Genomic DNA, 24561 nt, shown 5'->3' on the forward strand with positions numbered 1-24561 from the left:
CGTCAGCGGCCGGCGGACTCGCCGAGTGGCTGCAGGCCGCGTCCGGCCGGGGGAAGGAGCAGTCGGTCACGCGCACCGGTGAAGACGCCGGCGTGCGGGTCCTCCGCCACCCCCGGGGCGATCTCGGGGGCCCCCTGGTCGAGGGCGGTGCGGCGCACCGGGTCGCGGACGGGGTCCAGGATGTCCTTGACCACCGTGGTCATGAGCCACACGAGGGCGACGATGTGCGCCACGATGCCCGAGGCGTACCACGCGGTGATCCACCAGGCGCCGCCGGCGAACGCCCCGTCCGAGGTGATGCGGGCCGACTCCATCCACACCCCGCCCCAGTGGTAGACCTCCACGGCCTGCCAGATCCAGAACGCCCGCCACCGCGGGGTCGCGAGGACCACGAGCGGGATCAGCCACATCACGAACTGCGGCGAGTACACCTTCCCCCACAGGATGAAGGACGCCACGATCAGGAAGCACAGCTGGGCCATGCGCGGACGGTGCCGCGCCGCGAGGGCGAGGTAGGCGATCCCCGCGCAGCACACCAGGAACAGGCCGTTCTGGAGCGTCGTGAACGTCTCCCCGGACCATCCTGTCCAGGCCAGCGCCAGCCAGGTCGAGGAGAAGGAGACCGCGCGGTCCCCCGAGAACGTGTAGAAGCGGGACCACTGGTCGAACGCCGTCAGCATGAACGGGAGGTTCACGGCGAGCCAGGCCGCCGCCCCGGCCACGGCCGCCTTCACGAACCCGGCCCAGCGGCCCGTGCGCAGCGCCAGCACGAAGATCGCGCCGAAGAAGAACAGCGGGTACAGCTTCGTGGCGGTGCCGAGTCCGATGAGCAGGCCGGCGAGGGTCGGACGGCCCGCCGTCCACGCCCACAGGGCCAGGGCGGCCAGCATCACGGCCCACAGGTCCCAGTTGAGCATCGAGGTGAGGATGATCCCCGGGGCCAGCGCCACGAGGAGGGCGTCCCGGGAGCGACCGCGGGCGGTGTACGCGGTCGCGACGACCAGCACGATCCAGCAGAGCACCACGCCGGTCGCGTTCACGTCGAAGTAGGTCACGGTGCGCTCGTGCAGGTCGCCGGAGGCGGGCACGAGCCACATGGTCACTCCCGCGACCACGGCCAGCAATGCCGGGTACTCCATCCACTGCTCGGGCGGCAGCGGCGTGTAGAAGGGGAAGTGGCCGTCCGAGAGGCCGCGCGTGGGGAACAGCTGGGCGAAGTCCGAATAGCACATGTGCGCGTGCACGCCGGGGGCCGCCCAGCCGTTCACGCGGCACCACTGCTTGGTCAGCACGCCGACGGCGGCAGCCACCACGGTCAGGCCGACGAGCAGGCCGACCCAGCGGGCGCTCGGGCGGGTCGGGGCAGGACTGCGGGGGTGGGAGGTCACGGTCTCTCCTGGGGGATGCGGGTGGACGAGGAGGCGGGGTGCGCGGCGGTCGACGGCGGCCCGTCGGGCGGTGCGTCCGGCGGCACGCCCGCCTCCGGAGGCGTCGGCGACGCCGCCGCGGGCCGCGGCTCGACCACCTCCAGGGGAGGACGCCGCCGCCCGGGGAACAGGGGCGCGGTGACGGGATCGCGGTGGATGATCCATCCGATCCCCGCGAGCATCAGGACGAGGGTGAACACGCGGACGGCCAGGACCGGCAACCACTGCGCCACGGAGAGCTGGTCCACCACGCCGACGCCGGTGAGCAGCAGCACCGCGAGCGCGGTGACCCACCCGAGCCAGCGGGGATGGTCGGCGCCCCACGGCAGCGGGCGGAGGGCGCACGCCAGCAGCGGCAGGACCCAGAGCAGGTACCACGGCTGGATGATCGGGGCGGTGGCGACGGCCACCACGAGCACGGCCGCCGCGCTGAACACCGGGTCCAGGGGGCGGCGGCGCAGGGCCAGCCACGCCGTGAAGCCGAGGGCCGCCACCGTCATCACGGTGTAGAAGGCCGCGGCCACGTCGCGCGCCCCCAGGGGCGTCACGGCCTCGACGAACGCGCCGAGCAGCAGGCCGAGCAGGCCCACGGGGGCATACGGGAACGCCGCGTCCCCGCTCGTGAGCATGGCCGGCACCCAGCCGAACCAGAGGCCGGAGCCGGCGCCGAGGATCGTGAGGACGGCCAGGGAGATCACCACCGTCGTGAACCACGGGCCGAGCCGGTCCCGCCGGCGCAGGCGCGGATCGGCCGCGCGGAACCGGGCCCAGCCGGTGGGCAGGAGCAGGGCCACGAAGGGCAGCACCAGGGCCGTCAGAGGCTTGATCGCGACGGACAGGGCGATCAGCACGATCCCCCACAGCGCATGCACGCGGCGGCGGGGCGGGCGGACCATGAGCAGGATGCCCGCGAGCATCAGCCCCGACATCAGCGCGTCATTGTGCGCGCCGGCGATCATGTAGAGCAGGAACAACGGGTTCGCCACGGCCACCCACGTGGCCCACGGCCCGCAGCGGCCCGCGACGGCGGCCAGCCGCGGCACCGCCCACAGGCACAGTGCCAGGCCCGCCAGGGCGAGGAGGCGGAACGCCGTGACGGACAGTTCGATGGTGCCGCCCGTGGCCCGCCACGTCGTCTCGGCGAACAGCAGGAACAGCGGCCCGTAGGGGGACGGGGACTCGGCCCAGATGGAGTCCGCTCCCTGCATGAACCAGCCGGGCAGTGCGGACACGCCCTGGGAGTACGGGTCGAGACCCGACGCAAGGAGCCGGCCCTGCTGGAGGTAGGAGAACACATCGCGGGAGAAGATCGGCAGCGCGAGCATCAGCGGGGCGGACCACCACCAGGCGGCCCGGGCCACCAGCCGGCCGTGCTCCTCCCAGCGGCCCCGCAGCGCGCGGCCCAGCTCGAGCCAGGATCGGACGAGGAGCAGCGAGCCGGCGGCCAGCAGCACAGTGCTGAGCAGCACGCCGGGCAGGTAGACCCGCAGCGGGTTGAGCAGGGTGGTGCCGGAGAACACCGAGTCGGGCGTCATCGGCAGCCATCCCACGCCCCAGGAGCCCGCCGTGATGAGCACGGACGCCCAGGTGCCCCGGCGGACGGCCGCCTCCGGCTCGGGCGGCGCCGCCACGCGGCTCGGACGGGGCCGTCGGGCGCCGGTCGTCGCGGGGGCGGCGGGCCTCACTCCCCCGGCTCCACGGGTCGAGGGGCTCCCCGGAGCCGGGCCAGGCCGGCGCGCACGGCGGGGCGCACGTGCCAGTGGTCCTTCACGAACCGGCTGGTGCGGCGGTCCACGACGAGGATCCACAGCAGACACACGGCCGAGACGATCAGGGACACGGCCTTGACCTGGTCCGCGATGTCCAGGAACTGCCAGGTGAAGAGCTGGTCCGACGCGCCGAACGCCAGGAAGTAGCCGACCGTGAACACGACCCACTTGATCTGCCAGTTGTCCCGGATGCCGAGCACGGCGAAGAACGGCAGCAGCCACAGCAGGTACCAGGGCTGGATGATGGGCGAGAGGATCACCAGCGCGGTGAACGCCCAGGTCATGCGCGCCATCACGCGGTCCTGGCGGCCGAGGAACATCAGGGCCAGCACGATGAGCACCGAGAGCGCGCGTCCGGCGGTCTTGTACACGCCCTCGACGGCCTGCACGTCCGCCCCCTGTCCGAGGAGCTCGCTCGCCCCCACCGTGATGAGGGACAACATGCCGATCGGCCCCCACGGCACGGTGCCCGTGCCCGTGCCGACCATGACGGCCACCCAGCCGAAGCCGAAGCCGTTGAGCACGCCCACCAGGGCCATGAGGCCGAAGGAGATCCCGGCGGTGAGGGCCCAGAAGGCGAACCGGCGCAGCCATCGGGCCGTCGGGCCGGCCCACAGCAGGCCGATGAACGGGAGCAGCACGAGGGTGATGGGCTTGATGCCCAGGGAGAGGGTGACCAGCACGACGCCGGCCACCCCCCACACGACGGACTGCCCCGGCCGCTGGGGGCGGAGCGGATGCCCGGCGCGCAGCGCGCACCACGTGCCGGCCAGGGCGAGGCCGACCATGAGGGCGTCGTTGTGCCCGGACGCAACGAAGCTGATGGTGAAGAGCGGGTTGGCGGCGCTGATCCACTGCGCCCACGCTTCGTTGACGCCCAGCCGGCGGGCGAGCAGCGGCACGAAGACCATGATCAGCGCGACGCCGGCCAGCGCCACCAGGCGGAACAGGAAGATCGCCAGGTCCGGGTTCATGTCCCCCGAGATCGCGACGACGGCCTGCTCGATCCAGAGGAAGATCGGACCGTACGGGGTCTCGGAGTCCGCCCAGGTGGCGTCCGCTCCGAGCTGGAACCAGTTGGACAGCGAGGAGATCGTGTCCACGTAGGGGTCCTGCCCCGCCTCCATGAGACGGCCCTGTCCCACGTAGGCGAAGATGTCTCGGCTGAAGATCGGCAGGGCGACGACCTGGGGCAGGCACCACAGGACGGTGGCGAGGTTGACCGTGCGCAGGGCGCCGCGGCCGAAGGGGCGGATCGTCTGGCCCAGGCGCAGCCAGGCCCAGAACATCACCCAGCAGCCGAGGGTGAGGAGCGCCGTGCCGGCGAGCACGCCGGTCTCCTGGGTGCGCCACGGGATCAGCCACTGCCAGCGGTTGATCGGGGAGGACGAGGCCAGCCAGCCGACGGAGTAGGAGCCCACCACGAGGAGCAGGGAGCCGAGGGTCCCCACCAGGATGGGCCACCAGTCCGCGCCGGCGACCTGGGGGTCCGCGCGGAGGCCGCCGACTCCGACGTACTCCGGCCGGTGGGCCGTGGACCCGGACGGACGCGGGGTCGACACGCTCATGCGACGGGTCCTTCCGTGCGGTCCTGCGAGGGCGCGCGAGGGCGCGGCTCGCTCGAATCTACCATCGAGACACGCGAGTAGCCTGGGGGCATGAGCGAGACGAGCACCCCCGCGCCGGAGAGCGCCCCCCTGGTCTGGATCGACTGCGAGATGACCGGCCTGCACCCCCAGGTCGACGAGCTCGTCGAGGTGGCGGTGCTCATCACGGACGCCGAGCTGAACATCCTGGACGAAGGCATCGACCTGGTGATCCGTCCCTCCGCGGCGGCCCTCGAGCAGATGGACCCGTTCGTCCGGGACATGCACACCACCTCCGGCCTGCTGCCGGAGCTGGCGGAGGGCCTCGAGCTCGACGACGCCGCCGCGCGCGTCCTCGAGTACATCGCCGCCCGCGTGCCCGCCGGCAAGGGCCTGCTGGCCGGCAACACGGTGGGCCAGGACAAGCTGTTCCTCGCCCGCTACATGCCCGCCGTCGTCGACCACCTGCACTACCGGATCGTGGACGTGTCCACCGTGAAGGAGCTGGCCCGGCGCTGGTACCCGCGCGCCTACTACCAGGCCCCCGCCAAGACCGGCGGCCATCGCGCCCTCGGGGACATCAAGGACTCCATCACCGAGCTGCGCTACTACCGGGCGGCCGTCATGGCCCCCGCCCCCGGCCCCACCACGGAGGAGGCCCGCGCCATCGCGGAGGTGGTGTCCGGGGCGCAGGCCTGAGCCTGCGGGCCGGTCCCCCGTCACCCCCGCTCCCCGATTCGGCGCTGCGCGGGATCTGGTGTACTGTAGAGCCCGCTGCGCCGCGCGGATCCGTCCGTGTGAGGCAGGCATGGTGGGCGTAGCTCAGTCGGCAGAGCGTCTGGTTGTGGTCCAGAAGGTCGCGGGTTCAATCCCCGTCGCTCACCCCACCCGAAGCCCCCGGAATCCTGCGGATTCCGGGGGCTTCTTCGTGTGCTCAGCGACGCCCGGACGCCCGGCGCGCCGCGTCGGCGAAGCCCGCCGTCAGCGCATCCACGACGGCCCCCGTGTGCTCCGCGAGCGGGCCGAGCTCCCCCTGCGCCCGCAGCTGCGGGATCGTGGTGCCGGCCGAGTCCCGCGTGGCCGAGGCGAGCGAGTCGACCGCCGGGCCGGTGAGGCCGGCGCCGTCCAGGGCCGCGGGCAGCGTGGCGGCCAGGGCGATGGACAGGGTGGCCCCGGCGACCGCGGTGTCCAGGGCCGAGCCGATCTGCCGGACCGTGCTCTGCGTCGCGAAGCCCTGACCCGAGATCTCCACGGGGATGTCCTGGAGGACGGTGCCCGTCAGCTGCGCCGAGGCCAGCCCGAGCCCGAGGCCGTACACGACGAGGGGCACGGCGACGAGCCAGCCCGAGGTGTCCGGGCCCAGGAGCAGGGCGTGCACCACGACGCCGGCCACCTCCAGTCCCAGTCCGATCAGCACGGTGCCCGGGGCGCCGAACCGGGCCGCCAGGTGACGGGCCGCGGCGCCCGAGAGGAACGCGCCCGCGGCCATCGCGGCCAGGACCAGGCCCGCCCCCATCACGTCCAGGCCGAGCGCGTTGATGAGGTAGAGCGGCAGCACGAAGATGATGGCGAACTCGCCGACGGCGACCATGGCCGCGGTGACGTTGCCCCACGAGAACGTGGAGAACGAGAACAGGCCGAGATCGAGCAGGGCCGAGCGGCGCACCGTCTCGCGGTGCCGCTCCCACGCGACGAACAGTCCCAGGGCGACCACCGCGACCGCGAGCGCGAGGGGGACGATCGAGATCGGCGCGTCCGTGGACCAGCCCCAGCCGAAGACCGTCAGCTCCTCCTTCGGGGTCCACCAGCCGAGGTCCGGGCCCTCGATGACGGCGAACACGAGCGCGCCGAACGCGATGGCGCTGAGCAGGGCGCCGTCGACGTCGACGCCGGGCCGCCTCTTCTCGCCGCGGGTCTCCGGGACGGTCAGCAGCGCCGCCACGAAGACGATCGCGCCGAGCGGCAGGTTCACGAGGAAGATCCAGTGCCAGGAGGTCCACTGGGTGAGCGCGCCGCCGGCGAGCGGGCCGATGGCCGCCGCGCCCGAGATCACGGCACCCCACACGCCGAACGCCGCCGCCAGCGGAACACGGCGTTCACGGTGGAGAGCGTGGAGGGCATGATGAACGCCGCGCCCACGGCCTGGACGGCCCGTGCCCCGATCAGCATGCCTCCGCTGGAGGCGGCCGCCGCGAGCAGGCTGCCACCGACGAACACCACGAGCCCGGCGAGGAAGAGCCGATTGCGACCCCATCGGTCCGCGAGATTGCCGGTGGAGAGCAGCAGCGCGGCCAGCAGCACGGCGTAGAGGCTGTTCACCCACTGCGCGTCGGTGAGGTCCAGGTGCAGGTCGGCGATGATGGCGAGCGGGGCCGCCCGGCGGCCGATTCCATCGCTCAGCTTCGCAGGGACGACGCCGCCGGGCATCAACCGATCGACGGACTCCCGGTCCGCTGCCGGGCGTAGAGTCGGCCGGTGAGGGCGTCGACCCGGCGCCGCACCCCCGCCGACGAGGAGGCCAGCCATGTCCGTCGTGAAGATCAACGCCATCAGCGTCCCCGAGGGCGCCGGACCGGAACTCGAGAAGCGGTTCGCCGCCCGCAAGCACGCGGTGGACCAGGAGCCGGGCTTCGAGGGCTTCCAGCTGCTCCGGCCCACCGCGGGCGAGGACCGCTACTTCGTGGTCACGACGTGGGCGTCGGAGCAGGACTTCCAGCGCTGGCGGGACGGGCGCATGCCCGCCGCGCACGCCGCCGAGCAGGGCGGCCGCCCGGCGCCGGTCGCCACGGGCGCCGACCTGCTCGAGTTCGAGGTCGTGGACCTGGGCTGAGCGCCGACGTCGTGATGTCCCCAGCGGTAGGCTGGGGGCTCCCCCGTCCCCCTACCCACGCAGGCCCGCAGCCCGGGCCGGGAAGCGCAGCGCCATGGCCTCCATCCGTCCCATCACCGTCTACGGCGAGCCCGTGCTGCACCGGCGCGCGGCCGAGGTGGAGGTGATCGACGACGAGATCCGCGAGCTGATCGAGGACATGTACGTCACGCAGGACGCCGCGCACGGCGTGGGCCTGGCCGCCCCGCAGGTCGGGGTCGGGCTGCGGATCTTCACGTGGACGTTCCCGGACTCCGGCGACGCGCCGAACGTGGGCCACGTGATCAACCCCGTGCTGACCCACCTGGACAAGGCCCCGCGGGAGGACCCGCACCCGGACGAGCACACCGAGGGCTGCCTCTCGGTGCCCGGACTCGGCTTCCCCCTGCAGCGCCCGACCCGCGTGCGCCTGTCCGGCCAGCGCGTGGACGGCGAGATGTTCGAGTTCGAGGCCGAGGGCTGGTTCGCGCGCATCATGCAGCACGAGTACGACCACCTCAACGGCACCCTCTACGTCAACCGGCTCGAGGGCAAGTGGCAGCGGCGCTGGAAGCGCGCGCAGCGGGCCGAGCGTCTGAACGTGCCCGGCGTGACGTGGCTGCCCGGTACCGACGAGGACCCCTTCGGCCATGACGCCGACGACCACGCGGACCACGAGCACGGCCCCGACGGCGACGACGAGGCCTGAGCCTCGGCTCGACGTCCGGCCCGGTCGGCACACGACGACGGCCCGTCCCCTCTGCGGGGACGGGCCGTCGGTCATCGGCGGGTCAGGCCTGCGGGAAGGCGGGGACCTGCTGGCCCGCCATCTTCTCCACCACGCGGATCACCTGATGCGAGTAGCCGTACTCGTTGTCGTACCAGACGTAGAGGATGGCGTTCTTGCCGTCGTTGTTCACGAGGGTCGCCAGTCCGTCCACGACGCCGGCGCGGTCCGAGCCGACGAAGTCGGTGGACACGACCTCCGGGGAGTCCACGTAGCCGACCTGGCCGCGCAGGGGGCCGGTGAGGGACTCCTGCTTCAGGCGGGCGTTGAGCTCCTCCACCGAGGTGGGCTTGGTCAGCTCCAGGTTCAGGATGGCCATGGACACGTCCGGAGTGGGGACGCGGATGGCGTTGCCGGAGAGCTTGCCCTTGAGCTCGGGCAGGGCCTTGGCCACGGCCTTGGCGGCGCCGGTCTCGGTGAGGACCATGTTCATGCCGGCGGCACGGCCACGACGGGCGCCCTTGTGGAAGTTGTCCACGAGGTTCTGGTCGTTGGTGTAGGCGTGCACGGTCTCCACGTGGCCGTGGTCGATGCCGTAGTCGTCCTGGATGACCTTGAGCACCGGGGTGATGCCGTTGGTGGTGCAGGAGGCCGCCGAGACGATCGTGTCCTGGGGCGTGATGTCGTCCGAGTTCACGCCGAACACGATGTTCTTCATCTCGCCCTTGCCCGGGGCGGTCAGCAGGACCTTCGCGGCGCCCTTGGCCTGCAGGTGCTGGGACAGGCCCTCGTCGTCGCGCCAGCGTCCGGTGTTGTCGACGACCAGCGCGTCCTTGATGCCGTAGGAGGCGTAGTCCACCGTGGTCGGGTCGTTCGAGTAGATGACCTGGATCTCGGTGCCGTTGGCGGTGATCACGTCGCGGTCCTCGTCCACCACGATCGTCCCGTCGAACGGGCCGTGGATCGAGTCGCGGCGCAGCAGGGAGGCGCGCTTGATCAGGTCGTCCTCCGAGTTCTTGCGCACGACGACGGCACGCAGGCGCAGCTTGGAGCCACCGCCGGCGTGGTCGAGGAGGATGCGGGCCAGCAGGCGGCCGATGCGACCGAAGCCGTAGAGCACGACGTCCTGGGTCTCGCCCAGGCCCTCACCGGCCTTGCCCTTGACCTCGGCGAGCTCGGCGTCCAGGAAGGCCTGGACGTCCTGGCCCGAGGCCTTCTGCTTGGCGGCCAGCTCGGCCAGGTCGACGGTGGCGGCGCCCAGGTCCATCGCAGCCATGGCCTCGACCAGGGGGTAGGTGGACTCGACGCTCAGCGGGGCCTCCTGCACGCGGCGGGCGTAGCGGTGGGCCTTGATGATGTCGATCACGCCGCGGTTCACGAGGGAGCGCCCGTAGATCGAGGTGACCACGTTGTGCTCGCGGTACAGGGTGCCCAGCAGGGGGACCATCTTCTCCGCGAGCTTCTGCTGCGTGTTCCACTCGGGGGTCTGGGTCGAGGCGGTGTCTGCCACGGGAGTCCTTCCTTGAAACCTGGCGGGGCCGTCCTGGGCAGGCCCCATCCCCCGACCTCGTTGTCGGCGGACTCCTCCATTCTAGGTGAGGACGCGTCCGCAGCGGCCCAGCGGTCTCGACGGGGCGTAGACTGGTCGGTCGGGACGGATCGGCGGACGGCCGCGTGCCCCTGCGGGGGTGCGAGGAAAGTCCGGGCACCGCAGAGCAGGATGGTGGACAACATCCACCCGGGGAGACCCGCGGGCCAGTGCCACAGAGAGAAGACCGCCTCCGCGCCGTGTGCGCGGCGGTAAGGGTGAAAGGGTGGTGTAAGAGACCACCAGCGGCCCCGGTGACGGGGCCGGCTCGGTAAACCCCATCCGGTGCAAGGCCGAACAGGACGCGTCACGAGGGCTGCTCGCCCCAGCGTCCGGGTTGGCCGCTCGAGCCCGTCAGCGATGGCGGGCCCAGATGGATGGCCGTCACCTCGCGCGGGGCAACGCGCGCGAGGCACAGAACCCGGCTTACAGCCGGTCCGTCCCGCCTCACGGCCCCCGGCTGGGGTCAGAACCCCTCGTCGTCGAGGATCCGTTCGAACTCGAGCTCCACCACGTGCTCGCGCTCCCGCTTGTCCAGCAGGCGGTACCCGTACGACTCGCCGATCGAGACGACCTTCGCCAGGCTCGGGCGTCGCCGGTCCCGCGGCCATTCGAGCGTCACGCGGTCCTGCCCCGTGAAGGTGCGCTCCCGCAGGCGCTGCTCCACGGCCGAGGCGTGCGTGCGCTCCCGCCCGCTGGAGCGGATCCCGAGCCATACGGCGGCCGCGATCACGAGCAGGACGAACGGGTACACCACGCCGAACACGTTCATGGCGGTCATCGGGCGACTCCTGGGATGCGGGGCGGCTGTGCGGACCCCACCACTGTGCCAGGTCCGGACGACGACGCCGGCCCGGGGCGCCTGGCTAGGCTGGCCCGGTGCTGATCCTGCTGCCGCCCTCCGAGGGCAAGACCGCACCCCGCTCCGGGGCCCCGCTCGACCTCGACGCCCTCGCCCTGGCCGATGACGCCGCGGTGACGGACGCCCGCGCGGACCTGCTCACGCGGCTCGCCGCAGTCTCGGCCGCCCCGGATGCCCTGACGGCCCTCGGCGTCGGGGCATCGCTCGCCGGCGAGGTCGAGGCGAACACGCGCCTGGCCTCGGCCCCTGCCGCGCCCGGTCACCGGGTGTTCACGGGGGTGCTCTTCGATGCTCTCGACCACGTCTCCCTGTCCGCGGCGGCGAAGCGCCGCGCCCGCACGTCCGTGCTGGTCTTCTCCGCGCTGTTCGGCGCCACCGCGCTGGCGGACCGGATCCCCGCCTTCCGGCTGCCCGTCGGCGCGAAGCTGCCGGGGCTGCCCGGGCTGGCCGCGCACTGGCGCCCCGTGATGACCCCCGCCCTCGACGCGCTCGCCGCGCGGGACGGCGGGCCCGTCGTCGACTGCCGCTCCGGCGGCTATGCGGCCCAGTGGCGGGCACCGGCGGAGCGGACGCTCGCGGTCGACGTGTTCCAGCTGCGCGACGGCGAGCGGACCGTCGTCTCGCACTTCGCCAAGCACACCCGCGGCCTCGTGGCCCGCGCGCTCCTGGAGGCGGGGGCGCGGGAGACCTCGACGCTGGACCGCGTGGCGGACGTGGTCGCACGGGCCGGGGACGGCCCCGGCTGGGAGGTCGAGCTGGCCCGGCCGTCCGGCGCGAAGCCCGGCACGCTGCGGGTGATCCTGCCCGAGGGGTGATCCCGGAGGAGGCGCGGTCTGCCCGGACGCAGCCTCAGTCCTCGACGGCCACCAGCTCCACCTCGAAGCCGTCCGCGGTCTCGAGGTAGGCGGCGTAGTGGTCCGCTCCCCCGGCGTGCGGGTGGCGGTCCTCGAAGAGCAGGCGGAACCCCCGGCCGCGCGCGGCGGCGGTGAGCTCGTCCACGCGGGAGCGCGATCCGGCCCGGAAGGCCAGGTGGTTCAGGCCCGGGCGGGTGCGCTCGTGGGCGCCCGCGGCGACGTCGGGCCCGGCCTCGAGCACGAGGTACTCCCCCGCGCCCTGGTACGTCCGGCCCTCGGCCCACCCCTCGCCGGGCATGTAGCCGAGCTCACCGAACAGCCAGCCGAGGCTCGCCTCGGCCGCTGCCAGATCCGCGACCCAGATCTCCACGTGGTGCAGCCGACCCGTGGGCGCGGGCGCCGGGGTCGCATCCTCCGGCGACGCGACGGCGTCGGGCCCGTCCGCCTCCACGGCCCGGACGTCCGCGTCGGCGTCGAGGCCGGACTCGGCCACCGCCGACGCGGAGGTCGCGGACGCCTCCGCGGGGGCCGCAACGGGCACCTCGGAGGCGCCGGCGTCCCACTGCCCGCCCCGCGCGCCGGCGTCCATGGCCTCGTTGGAGAGGCGGTCGGCGTCCTTGTTCCGGTTGCGCGGGATCCACTCGTAGCTGACGCGCTCGGGGGGCAGCACGGCCCGGGCCTCGGCCGCGAGGCGCCGCATGTCGTCGTGCTTGATCTTCCACCGCCCAGACATCTGCTCCACCACGAGCTTGGAGTCCATCAGCACGTGCACCCGGGCCTCCGGGTCGAGGTCCCGGGCCATCCGCAGCCCGGCCACGAGCCCGGAGTACTCGGCCACGTTGTTGGACGCCTTCCCCAGCGGAGCGGCGTCGGTCCGGAGGATCTCGCCTGTGGCCGGATCGCGCACCAGGGCGCCGTAGCCGGCGACGCCGGGGTTGCCCCGCGACCCGCCGTCGGCCTCCACCTGCAGGACTCGTCCGCTCACCGTGCGCCTCCTCGTGTCCGTGGTCGCGCCGTCCGACGCGGCCCCCCACTCTACTGACCGCGCCGGGGGCGGGGCCCGGGGTCAGTCCCGGACGAGGATGGCGCCGGACTCGGGGCAGCGGGCGACGGCGGCCGGCGGGAGGGCCCGGATGCGCGCGACCTCCGCGGGCGACAGCTCCGTGCCCGCGGCCGCGGACCGGTTCCCGACGAGCCGGGCCGCGCCGATGCCGCCGTTGCGCTCCCGCGCCTGCTCGTACAGGGCCAGCAACGACGCGGGAAACACCGCGGCCAACGCCGCCCGGCGCCGGGTGAGGTCCCGGCCACGCTGGGTCACGGCCTGCCCCTCGCGGCGCACCTCCGCCGCGCGGGCCTCGACCTCGGCCCGTGCCTGCTCCAGAGCGGCCTGGCCCTTCGCGAGCCGGGACTCGGCGGCGTCGGCGGCCTCCATGGCCTCGAGCGCCGCGGCCTCGTGGTCATCGAGCAGTGCGGTGAGCGTGTCGTCCTCGTGCTGCATGGCCTGCAGCTCCTTGGACCCGCCCTGGCCCGCTTCGAGCCGCTCCCGGGTCCGGTCCCGACGGGCGCGGGTGGCGGCGGCCTTCTCGGTGGCCTCGGCCCCCGCCCGGTCGGCGGTGCGGGCGGCATCCTCGAGGCCGGGCAACGCCTCCTCGAGCTCCTGCGCGCGGGCGCGCAGCCGGGCGTGCTCCGGGTCCGCCTTGAGCCGACGGACGGCGGCGCGGGCCTGGTCCAGGGCCGTGTCGAGCTCCTGCAGCTCCAGCAGCTGGGCCTGGACGGCCGGCGGTGCGGTGACCTCACTCATGCGTGACTCCCCTCGTCGGCCCGCTCTCCCCCGACCAGGAAGTCCCAGGGGTCGCTGCGGTGATCTGAGAACAGGGTGGTGACGCCCAGCCCCCGCTCCGCCAGGGCGGCCTCCAGGGCGCGGGCGCCGTGCTCGAGCCACAGGGACTCGCTCGCCCAGTGCGAGACGTCCACGAGCGCGGGACGTCCATCCCCCGACACCGCCGTCTCCCGGGCCTCCGAGGCCGGGTGGTGGCGCAGATCGGCGGTCACGTAGACGTCCGCGCCGGACGCGCGGACCGCGTCGAAGAGGCTGTCTCCGGCGCCGCCGCACACGGCGACGCGGCGGATGCGCTGGGCGGGGTCGCCCGCCACGCGCACGCCGCCGGCCGTGGCGGGCAGCGCCGCGTGCACGGCGCGGGCGAAGGCGGCCAGGTCGGTCTCCTCGGGCAGGTCGCCCACCCGGCCGATGCCTTCGGACCCGGTGCCGGCGGCGGAGGTCGTCAGGGGCGAGAGCGCTCCGGTGACGCCGACGGCACGGGCCAGCACGTCCGAGACACCGCCCACGACGGCGTCGGCGTTGGTGTGCGCCGCGAGCAGGGCGATGCGGTGCTCGATCAGGGTGTGCAGCAGGCGTCCCTTGGCGGCGGCGGCATGCCCGACGGCGGCGACGGACGAGGTCCCGCGCAGCAGGAGCGGGTGGTGGGTGACCACGAGGTCGGCCCCGCGGGCGACGGCCTCGTCGGCCACGGCCTGCACGGGGTCCAGCGCCCACAGGACGGTCCGCACCGGCGCCTCCGGGCGCCCGGCCACCGGCCCGACGGCGTCCCACGGCTCCGCCAGTTCCCGCGGCCACAGCCCCTGGACGACCTCGAGGACGTGCCCGAGCGTCGGCGGGTGCAGGGCGTGCTCCGGCGAGGCGGGGACGGCGGGACGGGACACGGTCATACCGGCCATGATGGCCCACCCGGCCCGGGCACGCACGACCCGGCGGCCCTGGGTGACGGAACGGGGCGGCGTCGTCGGGAATGAAAAGCGCGGGCCGCGTTGCTGTGCCTGCCATGACCGACTCCCCCCGTACCGAGCCCCTCGGCGCCTCCGGCGCGCCCGCCGACATCCGCGAGCTGACGCTCGCGGGCGGCTGCTTCTGGTGCCTCGACGCCGTCTACCGTCGCGTGCGGGGCGTGCTCGCCGTCGAGTCCGGCTACACCGGAGGCGACGACCCCGCCCCGAGCTACGAGTCCGTGTGCACCGGGACCACCGGCCATGCCGAAGCGGTCCGCGTGCGCTTCGACGCCGCCGTCGTGCCGCCCGAGGTGATCATGGACCTGTTCTTCACCGGCCACGACCCCACGTCGTTGAACCGCCAGGGGGCCGACGTCGGCACCCAGTACCGCTCCGCCGTCTTCGCCCACGACGAGGCCGAGGCCCGGTTCTTCGCGGACGAGATCGCCCGGGCCCAGGCCAACTATGACAGCCCCATCGTCACACGCGTCGAGCCGGCGTCCGCGTGGCACCCGGCCGAGGACATCCACCAGGACTTCTATGCGCGGCGCCGTTCCAACGGATACTGCCGTGTGGTCATCGATCCGAAGCTCGCGAAGGTGCGCCGGAACTACTCCGCGTGGCTCGTGGATGCCTGAGCGCCGCCGCGGCTCGATAGCCTGACGCAGGAACACCCACTAGATCGCCCGCGCCCCGAGGCGCACCACCACCGGAGGTATCACCATGGCCCGCATCCTTGACGACATCACCCAGGCGGTCGGCAACACGCCCCTGGTCCGGCTGAACCGCCTCGCGAAGGACCTGCCCGGCGACGTCGCCGTGAAGGTCGAGTTCTACAACCCGGCCAACTCGGTGAAGGACCGCATCGGCACCGCCATCGTCGACGCCGCGGAGGCGGCCGGCGAGCTGAGCCCCGGCGGCACCATCGTGGAGGGCACCTCCGGCAACACCGGCATCGCCCTGGCCATGGTCGGCGCGGCGCGCGGCTACCGCGTGATCCTGACCATGCCTGAGACCATGTCCACCGAGCGCCGCGTGATGCTCAAGGCATTCGGCGCCGAGATCGTGCTGACCCCCGGCGCAGACGGCATGCGCGGCGCCCTCGAGCGCGCCCAGGAGATCGTCCGCAGCACCCCGAACTCCATCTGGGCCCAGCAGTTCGCGAACCAGGCCAACATCCAGGCCCACTACACCGGCACCGGCCCGGAGATCTGGGACGCGTCCGAGGGCGCCGTGGACATGTTCATCGCCGGCGTCGGCACCGGCGGCACCATCACGGGCGCGGGCCGGTACCTGCGCGAGCAGAAGCCGGACGTGAAGCTCATCGCCGTCGAGCCGGCCGACTCCCCCATCCTCTCCGGCGGCCAGGCCGGCCCGCACAAGATCCAGGGCATCGGCGCGAACTTCGTGCCGGAGATCCTGGACACCGACCTCTACGACGAGGTCTACCCGGCCACCTTCGAGGAGTCCATCGAGACCGCCCGTCGGCTCGGGACCGAGGAGGGCATCCTCGGCGGCATCTCCACCGGCGCGATCATCTCGGCCGCCCTCAAGGAGGCCGCCAAGCCCGAGTCCGAGGGCAAGCTGATCGTCGCCATCGTGTGTGACTTCGGCGAGCGCTACATCTCCACCGCCCTCTTCGAGGACATCCGCGGCTGACCGCCGCCCGCTCACCGACCGCACCGACCCGAAGGGGCCGCCCGTGGGACTGTTCTCCCGCATCAAGGAAGACATCGCGACCGTCCGCACCCATGACCCGGCGGCGCGCGGTGACCTCGAGGTGGCCCTCGTCTACTCGGGTCTGCACGCCGTGTGGGCGCACCGCGTCGCGCACCGGATGTGGCGGCACGACCGGTTGAAGATGCCCGCCCGCGTGCTCTCGCAGGTCACGCGCGCGGCCACGGGCATCGAGATCCACCCCGGCGCGTCGATCGGTCGTCGGTTCTTCATCGACCACGGCATGGGCGTCGTGATCGGCGAGACCGCGGAGATCGGCGACGACGTGATGCTGTACCACGGGGTCACCCTCGGCGGCCGCTCCCTGGCCAAGGTGAAGCGGCACCCCACGCTGCGCGACGGCGTCGTGGTGGGGGCCGGCGCCAAGATCCTCGGACCCGTCGAGATCGGGGAGGGAACGGCGGTGGGCGCCAACGCCGTCGTCGTGAAGGACACCCCCGCCGACGCGATCGCCACCGGCGTGCCGGCCACCGTCCGCCCGCGCAAGGGCCCGGCCGAGGGCAAGCCGCTCGTGGACCCCGCGGAGTACGTGGACCCGGCCCTCTGGATCTGAGGGCCGGGTCCCGCCGGGTCGCCGCCGGAGCAGACGTGCGGGCCGCTCAGGCGGGGATGATGCCTGCGTAGTCTGTGAAGTAGTACTGCACCGGGGTGTGCGGGATCTGCTCCCAGACCTCGGGGTCCGTGGCTCGGACCGCGCCCGTGGCCATGCCGTCCAGGGCGGCGGTGACGGCCAGGATGTTCTGCTGGACGAGCTTGCCCCGCGCCTTCTGGCCGATGCTGCCGTCCCGCGTGTTCCCGGAGGTCTCGAAGAAGATCGCCACGTTCGAGTGCCCGGTGGGGTTCAGGCCGTTCCAGTCCAGGCCCAGCATCATGGCCGAGACCACGCCGCCGCGGATGTCGATCACCGTGTTCTCGCCGACGTCGTAGCGGTCGGTGGCGATGTGTCCGCGGTGCCGCGTGGCGAGCCAGACGTGACCGGCCATCTGGCGGGCCAGGCGGTCGTACTCGCCCCCGCGGACGTTCGGCAGGGTGGGGCCGCCGGGGGCGAGCGAGACGCCAAGCGAGAGCGTGACATCCTTGCCGGTCTCCCAGTCCTGCTTGAGCCCCTGGTGGTGGATGTCCAGCGCGAACTCGGGCTTGACCATCGTCCAGTACTCGTACCAGGCGCGGGACTCGCGGGCCTCGAACCGCCCCACGCCCCAGTCGCGGTTCAGGTCCACGGTGCGCGGACGCCCGCGCTCGTCGAGCAGCGGGGAGTCGGCGGTGCGGTCCCAGAGCGTGGTCGTCCGGCTGTTCGCCTCGGAGCCGTCCGGATTGTACATCGGGATCACGTGGACCGTGAACTCCTCACGCATCCGACGGTAGGCGGCTGAGCCATTGCCGCCGAGTGTCGCCAGGACATCCAGCGTGGCGTCGAGGCCGTAGGGCTCGTTGCCGTGGATCCGACCCTGCAGCCACACATGGCGCGGGCCGTGGCCCACGACGGCGACGTACAGTTCGCGTCCCTGCTCGGAGCGCGACTCGGCGGTGCCGATCTCGGCCAGCGTGGTCACCCGGACCTCGCCGCGCGTCGTGCGCTCAAGCTTGTGGAGTTCGCGGATCATGTCCGCCATGTTCCGGATCGCACCCATCGGCGGGGTGTCGGACGGGGTGGGCAGGGAACCGGCCGCGGAAGCGGCGGGTGCGACGACGAGCGGCAGGCCCGCGGCGGAGGCGAGCACGCTCAGGGCGGAGCGACGCGACAACGAGGAGGTGAGGGGCGAGGTCATGCCGGGAGGCTACCACGCCTGTGAGATTCATCACTCTTGTCTGGGGTCTCATCGCCCCACGACACAGCCCCACCACCCGGAGGCCCGGGCGGCGGGGCGCGGGATCGGCATCGGCGCCGAATCGGCCGTCCCGCCGGGTCAGTCCTGCGTGGGGTCGCCCTCGGTCGGCTGCGGCATGACCACGGGCACGCCCTCGCCGTCGACCTCGGTGCGGTCGCCGGACCACAGCGTGTGGAACGAGCCCTCGCGGTCGACGCGCAGGTAGGTGTGGGCGCCGAAGAAATCGCGCTGGCCCTGCACGAGGGCGGCCGGCAGGCGGTCGGCCCGCAGGCCGTCGTAGTACGCCAGGGCCGAGGAGAACACCGGCACCGGCACGCCCGCAGCGACGGCGGTGCCCACGACGCGGCGCCAGGCCGGCAGGGCCTCGGCGATCGCCTGGGCGAACTCGGGGGCGAAGAGCAGGTTGAGCGGCTGGCCGGGGGCGCGGGTGCCCGGCGCCGGGTGGCGGGAGGTGTCGCGGCCGCCGAAGGCCTGCATGATCACGTCGAGCAGGTCGGCACGGATGATGCAGCCGTCCCGCCACAGCGAGGCGATGGTGCCCAGGTCCAGCGACCAGCCGTACTCCTCGGCCGCGGCGGCGAGCATGTCCATGCCCTGCGCGTAGGCCACGAGCTTGGAGGCGAACAGCGCCTGGCGCACGTCCTCCACGAACGTGTCCGTGTCCTGCGGGGCGCGCTGCGCCTCCTCGTCGACGCCGGCCGCGAGGGTCTCACGGGCGACCTCGCGCACCGCGCGCTGAGAGGACAGCGAGCGGGCGAAGACGGACTCGGCGATCGCGGCCACCGGGGAGCCGACGTCGAGACCCGAGATCGCGGTCCAGCGGCCGGTGCCCTTCTGCCCGGCCTCGTCCACGATCACGTCCACGAGCGGGCGGCCCGTGGCCGCGTCCACCTGGGCGAGCACCTCGGCCGTGATCTCGATGAGGTAGGAGGCCAGGTCGGTCTGGTTCCACGCCGTGAACACCTCGGCCTGCTCGGCGGGCTCGAGGCCGCCCACGCGGCGCAGCAGGTCGTAGGCCTCGCCGATGACCTGCATGTCCGCGTACTCGATGCCGTTGTGGACCATCTTCACGTAGTGGCCGGCGCCGTCCGTGCCGACCCAGGCGCAGCACGGCTCCCCCTCGAACTGCGCGGCGATCTTCTCGAGCATCGGGCCGAGGGCCTCGTAGGACTTCTCCGGACCGCCGGGCATGATCGCCGGACCGTGCAGGGCACCCTCCTCGCCGCCGGAGACGCCGACGCCTACGAAGTGCAGGCCCTTCTCGGTGAGGGCCGCCTCGCGGCGGCGGGTGTCCTCGTAATGGGAGTTGCCGGCGTCGATGACGATGTCGCCCTCGTCCAGCAGGGGGACGAGCTGGTCGATGACGGCGTCCACGGGGGCGCCCGCCTTGACCATGATGAGCACCCGGCGCGGCACGGCGAGGGACTGCACGAGCTCGGCGAGCGTCTCCGTCGCCACGAACGCGCCCTCGTCGCCGTGCTCGGCCACGAGCTGGTCCGTGCGGGCCCGGCTGCGGTTGTGCAGGGCCACCGTGTAGCCGTGGCGGGCGAAGTTGCGCGCGAGGTTCGCGCCCATCACCGCCAGGCCCGTGACGCCGATGTCGGCGGCGCCGACGGGGACGGTGGTGGTCTGCTCGGTCATCGCGGGGGCCTCCTGTGGCTCGGACGGTGGGACGGGCCGTGCCGGACACGGACCCGCCCCCAGCCTACGTCGACCGCGGTCAGTCCCCCACGGCGTCGCGGCCGCGGCGCACGATCAGCGGGTCCGGGGTGCCGACGACCTCGTGGTCCTTGCCCTCGTACTCGAACTGGGACAGGAAGTAGCGCATCGCGTTGAGGCGGGCCCGCTTCTTGTCGTTGGAGCGGATGGAGATCCACGGGGCGTGGTCCGTGTCCGTGTGGAGGAACATGGCCTCCTTGGCCTCCGTGTAGGCCTCCCAGCGGTCCAGGGACTCGAGGTCCATGGGCGAGAGCTTCCACTGGCGGACCGGGTCGATCTGGCGGATCGCGAAGCGCGTGCGCTGCTCGGTCTGCGTGACGGAGAACCAGAACTTGGTGAGGTGGATGCCGTCGTCCACGAGCATCTTCTCGAACAGCGGTACCTGGTTCATGAAGCGGCGGTACTGCTCGTCCGTGGCGAAGCCCATCACGCGCTCGACGCCGGCGCGGTTGTACCACGAGCGGTCGAACAGCACGATCTCGCCCGCCGTGGGGAAGTGCTGGATGTAGCGCTGGAAGTACCACTGGCCGAGCTCGCGGTCCGAGGGCTTGTTGAGGGCCACGACGCGGGCGGTGCGGGGGTTCAGGTGCTCGGTGAAGCGCTTGATGGTGCCGCCCTTGCCGGCGGCGTCGCGGCCCTCGAAGACGATGATGTGGCGCTGGCCGGTGTCCTCGCCCCAGTACTGCAGCTTGAGCAGTTCGATCTGCAGGCGGTACTTCTCCAGCTCGTACTCCTCGCGCGTCATGCGCGTCTCGTACGGGTAGTCCTCCTTCCACGTCTCCACGGCACGGCCCTGCGGATCGATCAGGTCGGGATCGTTGGTGTGACCGTCCGAGACGGTGTAGCCGCCGTCGCGCAGCTTGTCGATGAACTCGCGCAGGTTCTCGCGGGGGGCGTCGGGCTGCAGCAGCTCCATGGACCGTCTCCTTCACTGGGTGCGTCACCGTGCCCGCCCGTCCCCTCCTCGGTACGACGGAGGCGGGCCGCGGCCTGTGCTCTTCCCACCATTATGGGCGGGCGGCGGACGAGGAAGCCGGGCCCGGCAGCGCAGCCGGGTGAACAGCAGGTGAACCCTGGGAGGCGAACGCTCGCGGCCCCGGGCCGGCGAGGGCCGGCCGACTCAGCCGCGCGGGCCGACACCCAGGAGCTCGTCGATCGCCGCGGCGGCGGCACGCGCCGCGTCGACGTCGGCGAACTGGGCGACGGCGTCGTCGTACCGGCGGTGCCCGGGAAGCTTGAGGCCGACGGATGCGCCGTCCGTGGCCGGGAGGATCCAGATCCGGCCGCGTGGCTCGACGTCGCGCTGCTCGGCCACGTCGGTCTCCTCGAACTCGCGGTCGTAGCCGGCCCACTCGATACCGGGCCTCGGGGTGTCGGCACCGTCGAGGACGTCACGGCCGCCCATGCGCAGACAGGTGACGGACTGCAGGAGCGCGTCCAGGGTGCGGGCGGCGGCCTTGCCGGCCAGCTCGTCCTGGAAGAGGGCGAGGATGGACCATTGCCCGTCCTGGAGGAAGAGCATGGTCTGCTGCGCCTCGCCCCCGGTGATGACGGCGAGGTGACGGGCGGCGCCGTCGGGACGTGCGGGCAGCTTCCAGAAGCCGAGGGGGGTCGCGGACATGCGCTCCACCCTAGTGCGCCCCGGACGCCGACGACGCGCCGCCGCCCGGCCCCTGCCCCGCATCCCGGGTTGAGTTGTCGCGGGTGCGCGGGCCCGTCACCCGCGACAACTCAACCCGGGATGCGGGAGGGTGGGCCGATGGGCCTGCTCCGCGACCTCCTCACCCGCCGCTCCGCCCGCGACCGCCCGTCCGACCCGACGGCGACGCTCGGCCGACACCTCGACCACGCCGCGGCGATCGTGGCCGCCGCACGCCGAGCGGACGTTCCCCTCGCGGTGGCGGCGGCCCTGGCCGAGCTCGAGTCCGGTGGCCGGAACGTCTTCGGCCACGACGCCGGCGGTGTGCACAGCGCCCCGCGCGGGACGGACATCCCCGTGACCCGGGAGCGCTACGAGGAGCTCGTGGCCCGGGTGGCGCAGGGTGAGAAGTCCAACGGCGTGGGGCCCGCGCAGATCACGTGGCCGCCGTACTTCGCGCAGGCGGCGGAGCGCGGCCTCCGCCTGTGGGAGCCGGAGGACAACCTGGTCTTCGGATTGGAGGTCCTGCGCGGGCACCTGGGCGGCGACCTCTCCGCGGAGGGGATCGCCCGGGCGGGGACGCTCTACAACGCCGGGACGCTGGCCGACGGGGTCACCGCCTACGGCCGGCGCCTCGCCGCGGCGACCCGCGCGTGGGCCGAACGCCTGGGCGAACCCGCCCCGCCGCCGGTCAGGCCAGGTTGACCAACAGCACGTACGCCAGCGTGCCGGCGGCGATCGAGACCAGGGTCCGCCGCCCGGCCAGCAGATGCACGACGACGGTCACCGCCGCCGCGATCAGCGCGTGGGCCACCCGCGTCCCGTCCACGGGCTCTCCGGGGGCCAACGCCGCGGCGTCGAGCAGCATCACCAGGGCCAGGATGGTCAGCACGCCAGCGGGCATCCACACCGCCAGCCGCGCCGCGAGCACGGATTCCCGCAGCGGCTGCAGCAGGGCGAACGGCAACGCGCGCAGGCAGAAGGCCACGAGGCCCGCGACGACGGCCACGGCCACCAGGTACGCGGCGCCGGTCATCGGGGGTCCTCCTCGGCGTCGGGCGCGGCATCCGTGACGGCCCGCTCCCCCGCCACGGCGACGACGGGCACCGGTCCGGTGACGGGCATGGGCTCGGGCAGCGGCAGGGCGGTTCCGCGCGCGGCGAGCACGTGGAACGCGATCAGCACCGCGGCGTAGAGGGCGAAGGCGACGACGAGCACCTGTGCCGGTGCCACCAGCAGGGCCACCCCGACGGCGACCGCGGCCGCCAGCACGAGGGGCAGCTGGGCGCGTGTGCGGGCGGCGTCCATGGCGAGCACGATGAAGAGGGCGACCAGCGCGAACTCCAGGCCCTCCACCGGCCCGGGCAGCAGCCAGGCCACGGCCACCCCGGCGAGGCCCCCGAGCACCCAGTACGCCTGCAGCGCGACCTGCATCGCCACCAGTCGGGGGCCGGTCCAGCCGCGGGGCTGGGCCGCGGCGATGGCGTAGGCCTCGTCGATCAGGGCACCCATCGAATAGATTCGCGCGAGGCGCCCCCGGACCACGCGCAGCGGGAAGCTGAACGCATAGAACACGTGGCGGAAGTTCACCAGGAACACCGTCACGGCGATCGTGAGCAGCGGCGTGCCCGCCACCACCAGCGAGACGAGCAGCAGCTCGACGGACCCGGCGAACACGACCACGGAGAACAGGGGTGCGACCCACGCGGGCAGCCCGGCCTGGACCACGAGCATCCCGAAGGCCATCCCCAGCGGGAACAGGCCGAGGCCGGCGCCCAGCGTCACGGCGACGCCGGAGCGCACCTCGGCCCACCGCGAGGGCGGAACGGGGACGCGCGAGGACTCTGGCGAGGAGCTCATGATGGTGAGCATGGTCTCACACGCGCTCGGCGGGCCGGCGACATGACAGGTCAGGGCGTCACGCCATGTCATGGCCCCACGATCGGTGCACCCGGAGGGACTCGAACCCCCGACCCTCTCGGTGTAAACGAGATGCTCTGACCAACTGAGCTACAGGTGCCGGTGTCCGTCCAGGCTACCGGTGAGCGAGCAGGTCGCGCGTCGCCGCCTCGTGCTCGCCCCGGGCGCGTGCCCGACCCGGGGCGGCGACCACGCGTGCGGCCTCGACCCCGTCCGCGTCGAGCAGCACGGAGACGCGGCGGGGCCGCCCGGTCTCCGCATCGAAGACGTCGAGGGCACGGCAGGCCGCGCCGTGGGGCCAGAAATCGGAGAGCAGGGTGAGCGGCTCCGGCAGCGCCAGCTCCTCGCGGACGCGGCGCAGCACGGGGGCGGCGTCACAGGAGACCACGCGGACAGTCACCTCGTCGACCGCCACGTCCTCGGCGAGCGCCCCGATCCAGGCGAGCTCGTCCGTGCACACCGGCGTGAACGCCCCGGGCAGGAAGACGAGCCACGTGCCCCGCGGCGCGGCGGCGTCCTCGGGCCCGCGCGTCGGCGGCCACGGCCACCTCTGGCCGTGGTCGTCGCGCAGCGCGGGGACGACGTCGGCGCCCCGCGTCCCGCCGGACGGGGGCTCAGCCACCGCGCTTCTGGACGAGCTTCTGAGCGGCCCAGTCCTCGGAGGCGCCGGCCCCGGTGGTGGCGTGCAGGCCCGCGGTGGAGGCGGCCTCGGCGACGTCCGCCGGGCTGACGTGGCCGGCGCGACCCGTGCGGGGGGTCATGATCCAGACGGGGCCGGCATCGAGGGACCGCTGGGCGTCCACGAGGGCGTCCGCGAGATCGGTGACGTCGCCGTCGTCCGCGCGCCACCAGAAGAGGACCGCGTCCACCGGCTCCTGATCGTCCTCGGTCAGCAGCTCCTCGCCGAGCGCGTCCTCGAGCGCGTCACGGAAGGTGAAGTCGACGTCGTCGTCGTACCCCCACTCCTGCACCAGGTCGCCCCTCGAGAGGGCGAGCTCCGCCAGCAGGGCGCTGTCCGTCGAGGTCGGCGTCGACCCAGCCTGCATAGTGTCCGGTCCTCCTTGATGGTGGCGGGCACTGCGGCCCGCGCCGTCGAGCGGGTGATGATGACCACCATACGCCGTGGACGCCGCCGTTCCGGGGCCTCCGGCCGGGCGGACGCGGCGGCTCCGGTCTACTCTGGGGAGGAACAGACGCACTCTCCGGGCGACGCGCCCGGCTCGGCGTCGCGGGCCCGGACCGGATCGTCTGCCCGCAGCCCACCGCGGAGCA

The 24561-nt window shown here is 73.3% G+C and carries 24 protein-coding genes, 2 tRNA genes, 1 other RNA gene and 1 pseudogene; 10 read left to right on the top strand and 18 right to left on the bottom strand.

Annotated features, from left to right (window positions below; translation table 11 throughout):
* Positions 1-2: 2 nt before the first annotated feature.
* The 3 genes from AC0VX4_RS06315 to mptB (AC0VX4_RS06325) are packed head-to-tail and all read right to left on the bottom strand — an operon-like array spanning position 3 to position 4764.
* On the bottom strand, positions 3-1388 hold the full coding sequence (locus AC0VX4_RS06315) for a glycosyltransferase family 87 protein (protein ID WP_475464127.1): 1386 nt from the start codon (positions 1386-1388) through the stop codon (positions 3-5).
* A complete protein-coding gene (mptB, locus tag AC0VX4_RS06320) occupies positions 1385-3058 on the bottom strand; it encodes a polyprenol phosphomannose-dependent alpha 1,6 mannosyltransferase MptB (protein ID WP_475464128.1) in 1674 nt (557 codons plus the stop codon). Before mptB (AC0VX4_RS06320) ends, AC0VX4_RS06315 begins: the two co-directional genes overlap by 4 nt.
* A gap of 50 nt (positions 3059-3108) precedes the next feature.
* Positions 3109-4764: a polyprenol phosphomannose-dependent alpha 1,6 mannosyltransferase MptB gene (mptB, locus tag AC0VX4_RS06325; protein WP_475464129.1), complete on the bottom strand. Its 1656-nt coding sequence runs from the start codon at positions 4762-4764 to the stop codon at positions 3109-3111.
* Between the two features lie 90 nt (positions 4765-4854).
* Between mptB (AC0VX4_RS06325) and orn the strand changes: the two genes are divergently transcribed.
* Together orn and AC0VX4_RS06335 are read left to right on the top strand one after the other, a co-directional pair.
* A complete protein-coding gene (orn, locus tag AC0VX4_RS06330; RefSeq protein ID WP_002857127.1) occupies positions 4855-5481 on the top strand; it encodes an oligoribonuclease in 627 nt (208 codons plus the stop codon).
* 112 nt (positions 5482-5593) lie between these two features.
* Positions 5594-5669, top strand: a tRNA-His gene (locus AC0VX4_RS06335).
* A gap of 47 nt (positions 5670-5716) precedes the next feature.
* Here the strand turns inward: AC0VX4_RS06335 and AC0VX4_RS06340 are convergent.
* Positions 5717-7143: pseudogene (locus tag AC0VX4_RS06340) on the bottom strand (MFS transporter); the annotation flags it as partial.
* A gap of 163 nt (positions 7144-7306) precedes the next feature.
* On the opposite strand from AC0VX4_RS06340, the gene AC0VX4_RS06345 reads away from it, so the two are divergent.
* Positions 7307-7612 (top strand): antibiotic biosynthesis monooxygenase family protein, encoded by a 306-nt coding sequence (locus AC0VX4_RS06345; protein WP_002856818.1) that lies wholly within the window; start codon positions 7307-7309, stop codon positions 7610-7612.
* 94 nt (positions 7613-7706) lie between these two features.
* Positions 7707-8339, top strand: a complete 633-nt coding sequence (def, locus tag AC0VX4_RS06350; protein ID WP_002856819.1) for a peptide deformylase — start codon at positions 7707-7709, stop codon at positions 8337-8339.
* A gap of 82 nt (positions 8340-8421) precedes the next feature.
* Here def and AC0VX4_RS06355 read toward each other — a convergent pair whose 3' ends face one another.
* The gene (locus tag AC0VX4_RS06355) at positions 8422-9867 is read right to left on the bottom strand and encodes a glyceraldehyde-3-phosphate dehydrogenase (protein ID WP_002856821.1); all 1446 of its coding nucleotides are present in this window, start codon (positions 9865-9867) and stop codon (positions 8422-8424) included.
* 144 nt (positions 9868-10011) lie between these two features.
* Between AC0VX4_RS06355 and rnpB the strand changes: the two genes are divergently transcribed.
* Positions 10012-10390: RNase P RNA component class A (rnpB, locus tag AC0VX4_RS06360), an RNA gene on the top strand.
* Positions 10391-10411: 21 nt separating this feature from the next.
* Here rnpB and AC0VX4_RS06365 read toward each other — a convergent pair.
* Positions 10412-10726 (bottom strand): hypothetical protein, encoded by a 315-nt coding sequence (locus tag AC0VX4_RS06365; RefSeq protein WP_002856827.1) that lies wholly within the window; start codon positions 10724-10726, stop codon positions 10412-10414.
* 98 nt (positions 10727-10824) lie between these two features.
* On the opposite strand from AC0VX4_RS06365, the gene AC0VX4_RS06370 reads away from it, so the two are divergent.
* Positions 10825-11622, top strand: coding sequence for a YaaA family protein (locus AC0VX4_RS06370; protein ID WP_475464130.1), 798 nt, complete (start codon positions 10825-10827; stop codon positions 11620-11622).
* Between the two features lie 34 nt (positions 11623-11656).
* On the opposite strand, the gene AC0VX4_RS06375 is transcribed toward AC0VX4_RS06370, so the two are convergent.
* From AC0VX4_RS06375 to AC0VX4_RS06385, 3 genes are all read right to left on the bottom strand, one after another.
* Complete coding sequence (locus AC0VX4_RS06375; RefSeq protein WP_475464131.1) at positions 11657-12646, bottom strand: reverse transcriptase-like protein; 990 nt, start codon at positions 12644-12646, stop codon at positions 11657-11659.
* Positions 12647-12727: 81 nt separating this feature from the next.
* Positions 12728-13462, bottom strand: coding sequence for a zinc ribbon domain-containing protein (locus tag AC0VX4_RS06380; protein WP_475464132.1), 735 nt, complete (start codon positions 13460-13462; stop codon positions 12728-12730).
* Positions 13459-14388 (bottom strand): Nif3-like dinuclear metal center hexameric protein, encoded by a 930-nt coding sequence (locus tag AC0VX4_RS06385; protein WP_475464133.1) that lies wholly within the window; start codon positions 14386-14388, stop codon positions 13459-13461. The genes AC0VX4_RS06380 and AC0VX4_RS06385 overlap by 4 nt, the downstream gene beginning before the upstream one ends.
* A 113-nt stretch (positions 14389-14501) precedes the next feature.
* Here AC0VX4_RS06385 and msrA point away from each other — a divergent pair, with 113 nt between their 5' ends.
* From msrA to epsC, 3 genes are all read left to right on the top strand, one after another.
* Complete coding sequence (gene msrA, locus AC0VX4_RS06390; protein WP_002856836.1) at positions 14502-15083, top strand: peptide-methionine (S)-S-oxide reductase MsrA; 582 nt, start codon at positions 14502-14504, stop codon at positions 15081-15083.
* A gap of 85 nt (positions 15084-15168) precedes the next feature.
* Positions 15169-16104, top strand: coding sequence for a cysteine synthase A (gene cysK / locus AC0VX4_RS06395; protein WP_475464134.1), 936 nt, complete (start codon positions 15169-15171; stop codon positions 16102-16104).
* Between the two features lie 43 nt (positions 16105-16147).
* Complete coding sequence (epsC, locus tag AC0VX4_RS06400; RefSeq protein WP_002856840.1) at positions 16148-16735, top strand: serine O-acetyltransferase EpsC; 588 nt, start codon at positions 16148-16150, stop codon at positions 16733-16735.
* 46 nt (positions 16736-16781) lie between these two features.
* Here epsC and AC0VX4_RS06405 read toward each other — a convergent pair whose 3' ends face one another.
* The 4 genes from AC0VX4_RS06405 to AC0VX4_RS06420 all read right to left on the bottom strand — a co-directional run bounded on the left by AC0VX4_RS06405 (position 16782) and on the right by AC0VX4_RS06420 (position 21351).
* Positions 16782-17951, bottom strand: coding sequence for a M14 family zinc carboxypeptidase (locus AC0VX4_RS06405; protein ID WP_136940792.1), 1170 nt, complete (start codon positions 17949-17951; stop codon positions 16782-16784).
* 138 nt (positions 17952-18089) lie between these two features.
* Positions 18090-19652 (bottom strand): NADP-dependent phosphogluconate dehydrogenase, encoded by a 1563-nt coding sequence (gene gndA, locus AC0VX4_RS06410; RefSeq protein ID WP_049159225.1) that lies wholly within the window; start codon positions 19650-19652, stop codon positions 18090-18092.
* A gap of 79 nt (positions 19653-19731) precedes the next feature.
* Positions 19732-20646, bottom strand: coding sequence for a polyphosphate kinase 2 (gene ppk2 / locus AC0VX4_RS06415; RefSeq protein ID WP_002856845.1), 915 nt, complete (start codon positions 20644-20646; stop codon positions 19732-19734).
* A 204-nt stretch (positions 20647-20850) separates the two neighbouring features.
* On the bottom strand, positions 20851-21351 hold the full coding sequence (locus AC0VX4_RS06420) for a hypothetical protein (RefSeq protein WP_002856848.1): 501 nt from the start codon (positions 21349-21351) through the stop codon (positions 20851-20853).
* 138 nt (positions 21352-21489) lie between these two features.
* Here AC0VX4_RS06420 and AC0VX4_RS06425 point away from each other — a divergent pair, with 138 nt between their 5' ends.
* The gene (locus AC0VX4_RS06425; protein WP_475464135.1) at positions 21490-22074 is read left to right on the top strand and encodes a hypothetical protein; all 585 of its coding nucleotides are present in this window, start codon (positions 21490-21492) and stop codon (positions 22072-22074) included.
* On the opposite strand, the gene AC0VX4_RS06430 is transcribed toward AC0VX4_RS06425, so the two are convergent.
* From AC0VX4_RS06430 to AC0VX4_RS06450, 5 genes are all read right to left on the bottom strand, one after another.
* Positions 22061-22405, bottom strand: coding sequence for an AzlD domain-containing protein (locus tag AC0VX4_RS06430; RefSeq protein WP_475464136.1), 345 nt, complete (start codon positions 22403-22405; stop codon positions 22061-22063). The genes AC0VX4_RS06425 and AC0VX4_RS06430 overlap by 14 nt on opposite strands.
* On the bottom strand, positions 22402-23229 hold the full coding sequence (locus AC0VX4_RS06435) for an AzlC family ABC transporter permease (RefSeq protein ID WP_232502359.1): 828 nt from the start codon (positions 23227-23229) through the stop codon (positions 22402-22404). Before AC0VX4_RS06435 ends, AC0VX4_RS06430 begins: the two co-directional genes overlap by 4 nt.
* Positions 23230-23315: 86 nt before the next feature.
* Positions 23316-23389: transfer RNA gene (locus tag AC0VX4_RS06440), tRNA-Val, on the bottom strand.
* Between the two features lie 15 nt (positions 23390-23404).
* Positions 23405-23911, bottom strand: coding sequence for a redoxin domain-containing protein (locus AC0VX4_RS06445; RefSeq protein WP_475464137.1), 507 nt, complete (start codon positions 23909-23911; stop codon positions 23405-23407).
* The gene (locus tag AC0VX4_RS06450) at positions 23904-24335 is read right to left on the bottom strand and encodes a DUF3052 domain-containing protein (protein ID WP_409480652.1); all 432 of its coding nucleotides are present in this window, start codon (positions 24333-24335) and stop codon (positions 23904-23906) included. The genes AC0VX4_RS06445 and AC0VX4_RS06450 overlap by 8 nt, the downstream gene beginning before the upstream one ends.
* Between the last annotated feature and the right edge of the window lie 226 nt (positions 24336-24561).

It is taken from the genome of Micrococcus sp. 63XJN7_8_ISO-PGPR-S23-253, from assembly GCF_056173425.1.

Excerpts from the sequence above, each read along its gene's own strand:
- AC0VX4_RS06385 (WP_475464133.1), bottom strand. The coding sequence starts at position 14,388 with ATGACCGTGTCCCGTCCCGCCGTCCCCGCCTCGCCGGAGCACGCCCTG.
- cysK (WP_475464134.1), top strand. The coding sequence starts at position 15,169 with ATGGCCCGCATCCTTGACGACATCACCCAGGCGGTCGGCAACACGCCC.
- mptB (WP_475464129.1), bottom strand. The coding sequence starts at position 4,764 with ATGAGCGTGTCGACCCCGCGTCCGTCCGGGTCCACGGCCCACCGGCCG.
- AC0VX4_RS06380 (WP_475464132.1), bottom strand. The coding sequence starts at position 13,462 with ATGAGTGAGGTCACCGCACCGCCGGCCGTCCAGGCCCAGCTGCTGGAG.
- msrA (WP_002856836.1), top strand. The coding sequence starts at position 14,502 with ATGACCGACTCCCCCCGTACCGAGCCCCTCGGCGCCTCCGGCGCGCCC.
- AC0VX4_RS06430 (WP_475464136.1), bottom strand. The coding sequence starts at position 22,405 with ATGACCGGCGCCGCGTACCTGGTGGCCGTGGCCGTCGTCGCGGGCCTC.
- AC0VX4_RS06365 (WP_002856827.1), bottom strand. The coding sequence starts at position 10,726 with ATGACCGCCATGAACGTGTTCGGCGTGGTGTACCCGTTCGTCCTGCTC.
- AC0VX4_RS06345 (WP_002856818.1), top strand. The coding sequence starts at position 7,307 with ATGTCCGTCGTGAAGATCAACGCCATCAGCGTCCCCGAGGGCGCCGGA.
- AC0VX4_RS06425 (WP_475464135.1), top strand. The coding sequence starts at position 21,490 with ATGGGCCTGCTCCGCGACCTCCTCACCCGCCGCTCCGCCCGCGACCGC.
- AC0VX4_RS06405 (WP_136940792.1), bottom strand. The coding sequence starts at position 17,951 with ATGACCTCGCCCCTCACCTCCTCGTTGTCGCGTCGCTCCGCCCTGAGC.
- AC0VX4_RS06450 (WP_409480652.1), bottom strand. The coding sequence starts at position 24,335 with ATGCAGGCTGGGTCGACGCCGACCTCGACGGACAGCGCCCTGCTGGCG.
- ppk2 (WP_002856845.1), bottom strand. The coding sequence starts at position 20,646 with ATGGAGCTGCTGCAGCCCGACGCCCCCCGCGAGAACCTGCGCGAGTTC.
- orn (WP_002857127.1), top strand. The coding sequence starts at position 4,855 with ATGAGCGAGACGAGCACCCCCGCGCCGGAGAGCGCCCCCCTGGTCTGG.
- gndA (WP_049159225.1), bottom strand. The coding sequence starts at position 19,652 with ATGACCGAGCAGACCACCACCGTCCCCGTCGGCGCCGCCGACATCGGC.
- AC0VX4_RS06420 (WP_002856848.1), bottom strand. The coding sequence starts at position 21,351 with ATGTCCGCGACCCCCCTCGGCTTCTGGAAGCTGCCCGCACGTCCCGAC.
- def (WP_002856819.1), top strand. The coding sequence starts at position 7,707 with ATGGCCTCCATCCGTCCCATCACCGTCTACGGCGAGCCCGTGCTGCAC.
- AC0VX4_RS06435 (WP_232502359.1), bottom strand. The coding sequence starts at position 23,229 with ATGAGCTCCTCGCCAGAGTCCTCGCGCGTCCCCGTTCCGCCCTCGCGG.